Source organism: Novosphingobium sp. 9U (assembly GCF_902506425.1).
Lineage (GTDB): Bacteria > Pseudomonadota > Alphaproteobacteria > Sphingomonadales > Sphingomonadaceae > Novosphingobium.
This window is the reverse complement of sequence record NZ_LR732530.1, coordinates 33523-39656: the sequence shown is the minus strand read 5'-3', so window position 1 is coordinate 39656 and position 6134 is coordinate 33523. Positions and strand designations below refer to the sequence as shown.

7 protein-coding genes are annotated in these 6134 nt (G+C 63.9%); 2 read left to right on the top strand and 5 right to left on the bottom strand.

Going from position 1 to position 6134, the window contains the following annotated elements:
- Window positions 1-301 precede the first annotated feature (301 nt).
- The 5 genes from GV044_RS22470 to GV044_RS20625 form a co-directional block, all read right to left on the bottom strand.
- A complete protein-coding gene (locus GV044_RS22470; protein WP_236555150.1) occupies window positions 302-673 on the bottom strand; it encodes a hypothetical protein in 372 nt (123 codons plus the stop codon).
- Window positions 670-1398, bottom strand: a complete 729-nt coding sequence (locus GV044_RS22465; RefSeq protein ID WP_236555149.1) for an MFS transporter — start codon at window positions 1396-1398, stop codon at window positions 670-672. Before GV044_RS22465 ends, GV044_RS22470 begins: the two co-directional genes overlap by 4 nt.
- A gap of 119 nt (window positions 1399-1517) precedes the next feature.
- Window positions 1518-2408, bottom strand: a complete 891-nt coding sequence (locus GV044_RS20635) for an aldo/keto reductase (RefSeq protein WP_159874356.1) — start codon at window positions 2406-2408, stop codon at window positions 1518-1520.
- Between the two features lie 12 nt (window positions 2409-2420).
- Complete coding sequence (locus GV044_RS20630; RefSeq protein ID WP_159874355.1) at window positions 2421-2666, bottom strand: tautomerase family protein; 246 nt, start codon at window positions 2664-2666, stop codon at window positions 2421-2423.
- A gap of 3 nt (window positions 2667-2669) precedes the next feature.
- On the bottom strand, window positions 2670-3080 hold the full coding sequence (locus GV044_RS20625) for a cupin domain-containing protein (RefSeq protein ID WP_236555148.1): 411 nt from the start codon (window positions 3078-3080) through the stop codon (window positions 2670-2672).
- 209 nt (window positions 3081-3289) lie between these two features.
- Between GV044_RS20625 and GV044_RS20620 the strand changes: the two genes are divergently transcribed.
- Both GV044_RS20620 and GV044_RS20615 read left to right on the top strand, forming a co-directional pair.
- Window positions 3290-4234 carry a LysR family transcriptional regulator gene (locus GV044_RS20620; RefSeq protein WP_159874353.1) on the top strand — a complete coding sequence of 315 codons (945 nt, stop codon included), beginning with the start codon at window positions 3290-3292 and terminating at the stop codon, window positions 4232-4234.
- A 775-nt stretch (window positions 4235-5009) separates the two neighbouring features.
- On the top strand, window positions 5010-6125 hold the full coding sequence (locus tag GV044_RS20615; RefSeq protein ID WP_159874352.1) for a hypothetical protein: 1116 nt from the start codon (window positions 5010-5012) through the stop codon (window positions 6123-6125).
- Window positions 6126-6134 lie beyond the last annotated feature (9 nt).

Sequence of the window (6134 nt, the reverse complement as noted above, 5' to 3'; positions counted from 1 at the left end):
CCGCTTGCCCTCGCGACGCACTGAGATCGCCGTCTCTTTCATCGAGACATCAAGACCAATATACTCGTCCATGGTTGTTCTCCGCTGATGCTGGGCCCGGTCACCAATCGAGAGCCCGTTCTTCATCGTACCGGGGAACAACCACCTGCCTCAGCACCGATCGCGCAGTGGTGGACCGCTCCCAGCGATTACACCATGTTCATGTCGGCTACGAGTGACCGAGCGTAAGGCGCGCAGTGATCAGGAGGAAAGAGGAGGTCCGCTGTTAGTGGCGCGTCGACCACCAGCGTAGCGCGCCGTGTCACGCCGGCATGCACCGATGTCCACGCGTCAGCATAGATCCGGAAAAGATCGCCACTATGGTCGCCGTCACCAGGATCGCTGCGCTGGCTCCAAATTCCGGTGCAGGACCGGTCGCATCGAAGATCAGGCCTCCGATCGTCGCGCCCAGCGTGATGGCCAGCTGGATCACCGCTACCATCAACCCGCCACCCGCCTCGGCATCCTGTGGTGCAACTCTAGTCACCCAAGTCCACCATGCCACTGCGGCGGAGCTGGCGAAGCCCCACACCGCCAGCAGGCCTGCAGCCACTTTGATAGAGGTGCCAAAGCGCGCAAGCAGGACTGCAACCGCTGCCATGATCGCCGGGGCGACGACAAGTACACCCGTCATGCTGCGCTGCACGAGACGGCCAACGACGGCGTTGCCGACAATGCAGCGATGCCGATGACGAGCAGCACCGTGGAGAGTCCGCCGATGCCCACATGGGTCACCTGCTCCAGAAACGGGCGCAGGTAGGTGTAGAGCGCAAACTGGCCCATGAAGAAGAGTGCGACGGCTAGCAGTCCAACTAGCACAGCGGGACGGCGCAGCAGGACCATCATGCTGCCGCCTTCTTCGCGTGGAGAGACTGAGAGGCGCGGCAATGACCATGCCTGCCAAAGGACCGCGGCAAGCGCGACGGGAACAACGCAGAAGAAGGCACCGCGCCAACCGATCAACCCTCCCATCAGGCTCCCGAGCGGAGCGGCAACAGTGGTCGCGACGGTTGCGCCGCCGTTGAGGATCGCCAGTCCTCGTGGGACCGCCTCTTCCGGCACCAAACGCATCACGGTGGCAGCAGACATCGACCAAAAGCCACCTATGGCAATGCCGAGGAACGCGCGGCCGATCATCAGGACGACGTAGCTGGGCGCCAACGCAACCACCGAGCCCGACACGATCAGCAGCGCAGCCAGAGCGAGCAGAACGTAGCGCCGGTCGAGGCTGCCGATCAGCGAGCTGATCGACAGGCTTGTCAGCACCGCGAACACGCCCGAAATCGAGATCGCCTGACCGGCCTGACCTTCAGTGAGGCTAAGCGTATGTGCAATGGGGCTCAGCAGGCTGATCGGCATGAACTCCGAAGCGATCAGCGTGAAGGTGCAGAGCGACAATGCATAGACCGCACCCCACGCGGGCGCACGGTCGCGTTCGACGACGCGATTGGCAAGCGGTGCGGTCATGTTGGTCACGCTCAGTCGACCTGCCCTGCTCGCTCTGCCTGGCGCTTCTTGCCAAACACTGGGAAGGCACTCGCCTCACCATAGTCGGTGTTGTCAGCCGCGCCTTTCAGCGCTGCCATGTCGGCGTCGGAGATCGTGAACTCCACAGCGGCGTTGTCGCGCATGTGCGCTGGATTGCTCGTCTTGGGCAGCGGCAACAGCTCGAGTTGCAGGCAATAGCGGATGCACAACTGCGCAATGCTGACGCCGTACCGGGCGGCCATCGTGGCAAGATGGGCGTTGTTCAGGGCCGCGCCATGAGCGACAGGCGAGTAAGCTTCGACCAGGATCCCCTTCGACCGCGAGTAGTCGATCAGGTCGAACGGCGTGTTGCCGACGTGGGCAAGCACCTGGTTGACCATCGGCGCGAGGCTGCCGTTGTCGAGCAGATTGTCGAGATCGGCGCGCTCGAAGTTGGAGACGCCGATGGCTCGAATCTTGCCGGCACGGTGCGCCTCTTCGAGAGCTCGCCACGCTTCGAGATTGCCTTCCAAGAAGTGCTCTCCCTCTCGGAACTGGTCCCAGGGTTGGGGGCTATGGATCAGCATCAGATCGATGTGATCCAACCCGAGCGCCTGCAGCGAACCATCGATCCGGCTTGTCGCATCGGCATAGGTCTTGGACTCGGCAGCCAGCTTTGTGGTGATGAAAACCGCGCCCCGATCGACGCCACTGGAGCGCAAACCCCCGCCGACGCCGTGCTCGTTCGCATAAGCCTGAGCGGTATCGATGTGCCGATATCCGGCGTCGAGCGCATCTCGAACGACCTTGGTCACTTCAGCGTCAGGAATCCGCCAGGTGCCGATGCCCAGCTTGGGAATGGTCACGCCGTTTGCCAGTGTGAACGTATCTTGTAAAATCATGGCGCTTTCCTCTTAGCTGGCGGTTGTTGCTGCCGGACCGTAGCCGGGCCGCTTGTAAAGCGTGCCCCACTTGCCCTGCACGGCCGGCTCGTAGACGCGAGCCGACCATTCACTCGGGGCGACTTCGTCAAAGCCGACGGACACGGCATCCTCGCCGTAGTCGAGAATGCGGGTAACCTGCTCAACGATGGCGGCTGACAAGTCGCGCTTCTGCGCCTCGCTCTTGCCCGGCCATAGCTTCACGATCACGTGCGGCACGGCTCAGTCCTTTGTCACCGGCGCGAGGTACTCCTCGTCGCTGACCTTCTCCATCCAGGTCACCGGCGTACCGTTGACCGCCTCTTGGATGGCGATGTGCGTCATTGCCTCATGCGGCGTGGCGCCGTGCCAATGCTTGTGCTCGGCCGGACACCAGAGGATGTCGCCGGCGTGGAACTCGAGCTTGGGACCGCCCGCGATCTGGGTCCAACCCACGCCCTCTGTCACGATAAGCGTCTGGCCAGCCGGGTGCGAGTGCCAGGCCGTCCGGGCGCCCGGCTCGAAGTGGACGATGGCGCCGCTGACACGCGACGGAACGGGCCGCTCGAACTGTCCGGTGATCGTGACCTTGCCGGTGAAGTAGTCGGCCGGCCCATCGACCGTCTTCATGTCGGCCTTGCGAGTGATATCCAATGTCGTTCCTTCCTTAGCGGAGGCAGCGCTCGTAGTGACCAACGAGGCAGCGCACAGAGTCGCGAGCTTCAGCATTATATCCGTCCTGATGGCGCCCGCGGCTACAGCGAGCGTGGTGCTGCCAACTTAGACACTCCTCCCGGCTGCGATTAGCGTCGCCGCGTGCAACGAACTGATGAACTGCGCTCAACATAGTGCTACAATTCGGCATGCAGTTGAGCCGTAGCGACCTTGCTGACTTCGTCTACTTTCTGGCGACCGCCCGGCATCATAGCTTCCGCCGAGCGGCAACGGAGCTGGGCGTAACCACCTCAGCTCTGAGCCATGCCATAACGGCTTTGGAGCGGCGCCGTGGCGTGCGATCGTTGAACCGCACCACGAGAAGCGTGAGCCTTACGGCCGCTGGGGAGGAACTCGCAACCTCGATCCAAGGGCCGATGCAAGCCGTCACCCAGGCAGCCGAGAACCTCAACCGGTTCCGTGACACGCCGGCGGGCCGCGTTAGGATCAACGTCCTCGAAGACGCCGTTCCCCTGCTACTGAAGCCGGTGGTCCCGATCTTCGTCGAGCGCTACCCCGAGGTCGAGATCGACATCAGCATTACCAATCGCATGGTCGATGTCATCGCCGGCGGCTTCGATGCGGGCATCCGCTATGGCGGCACCGTGCCAGAGGACATGATCGCGCAAAGGCTCTCGCCGGACATCCGGTGGGTCGCCGCGGCCTCGCCGGCTTACCTGGAGCGGTTCGGCACCCCATTGAAGCCAGACGACCTGCACCATCATCGCTGCGTCGGCATCCGGCTAGGCAACGAACAGCTATACCGGTGGGAGTTCGAGCGCAGCAGCGAAGCGGTTGCGATTGCCACGCCGGGCCCGCTGACGGTAGACGCAACCCATGCGGCTATTGCTCTGGGCATGAGCGGTGTGGGCCTGATCTATGCCGCCGAGCCCGTCCTTGCCCCGTATGTGACGAGCGGCGCGCTAAGGATCGTCCTGGGCGATTGGGCTTCGATGGGAAGTGGTTTTCACGTCTACTACTCGGGCCGGCGCCAAGTCCCGACTGCGTTGCGGCTGCTGATCAATTTGATACGGGAGATCCGGCCACTCGAAGAGCTTAGGGCCCCTTCCTCGGTCGGAGATCGCGCAGAGTAGTTGCCCGCGCTGGCGCTTGGACGGACCCAGTTGCGGTCACTCAGCCGCACTTGGCCGCTTCCCAACTCCTGCCATTGGTTCATGTGATCGTGATAGCCTCCGGTAGTCTCAGGCTAGCCACCCGGAACGGCTTGGGCTGGGACCTTCCCGCCGTTCCCAAGCAATGCGGCGAACGGCAGGTCTTGTCAGATACCGACGTCCATGGCGTCCAAAGGAACGACCGGCCGTGGTCGCTTTCAGCACCCGACCGCACCGCAGCCTGCCCCGTGACTTCCCTCGCCTGATTAAGAGAAGACGGCCCGGTTCCTTCCCGAATAGGAGCGCACGGTCAGGCTATTGAGCCTCAATATCCGCCACTTACGACACCTTCTTTGGCAGCCAGGCGATTGTTAGGGACGGACTACTATGAAGGTTTGCTACTCAGCAAGCACGACAGCCCAGCTTACGAGGGCTTCTCATTCGCGCGCGACGCCACTGGTCAGCTGGCTGATCGCCGAGTAGCGCGCCGCGTTGCCCGCCCTGACCGCCTCCGCGAAGCGGTAAGCCGCGGCACGCAACACCTTGTCGCCGACGGCCGCGAGGAAATTACGCAGGTTATGTCCTTGATCCGCGCACCGGGGGGCGGCAGTACGCTTTAAGTGATAGCGTCCGCGCTTGCCAGAACGGCGGTTTGGGCACATCATGCCGGGAACTTCGCAGGCGTCGCCGCAGAACCATAAACATCGCTATTGACGAACGTGCCGCGCCGAGGAGCGCGTAGGCGACCGGAGGGCGGATGGGCGACGATGGGGCAGCGATGGTCGAACTGATCCGTATCGGCGGAGCGGACGCCGACGGACGCGAGGTGATCGACGTCTACGGCCGCCAGAGCGGGCGCTATGCGATCTACCAGACGACCGGCCGCGTCGTCGTCCGCTATGCCGACGATCCGCTGCTCCAGCGATTGCAGCGCAAGCGGCTGGCGGGGCTCGCGCCGGTACGCAACGCAATCGACGGCTCGCTGCTCGCCTGGCGCTGCAGGGACCCGAAGTGGAGCCGGCTGCCCCAGACCGCGCGTGAGTTCGACATGCGCATCGCGTCCGGGCTGATCGAGGCGATCGAGGGCAACCTCGAAGGAGGCCTCGCTATCCTCCAGCAGATCCAGGCAGACCTCGCCGGCGAGATGGGCGCGCGCGCGAGACTCAGTTACCTTGTCTGGACGCTCGCCTCGGCCGCCGCCTTCCTGATCCCGATGCTGCTGTTCTATCTCGGCGTCCGCAACGGCGCCTGGGGTAACGGCGGGTGGATTGAGGGCGCGCTAGCCGTCGTGCGCGCGATCGTCGCCGGCGTCCTCGGCGCTGTCTACTCGATCGCGCTTGGCATTAGCCGGCGCGATCTCAAGAGCGACCTCAGGCGCTACGATTATTTCACCGATTCGTTCGTCCGCGTCGGCATCGGTGCGATCGCGGCGTTCGTGCTTGCCTGCTTCGTGCTGAGCGGCATCATTCAGATCGGCTTTGGCGCCGAGATGATGCTGCCGGACGGCGACCGCAGCGTCGGCCGCATCTACCTGCCGATCTGGCCAGTCGGGCTGATCGTTGGTTTCCTTGCGGGCTTTGCCGAGCGGCTGGTGCCAGACCTTCTCGACTCCTACGCGGTCAAGGCTCGTAAGGCCGATCCGGTGCCGGCTGCCGAAGCGAAACCAACAGGCGCCGCGAACAGGTCTGCCGCCGGGACCGCCGCACCCGACACCGCCGAGGAAATTCCGGTGCCCGAGGACGAGGACCTGATTGTCACCCCACCCAGCGACGAGGAGACGATCGACAGCTGCGATGTCGATCTCGCCGACCCTCAGGACGCGACCCCCGACGACAAGCTTCCCGCCGCCGCAGGCGGCGTCGTCGGCAGCTAGGGAGTAGCG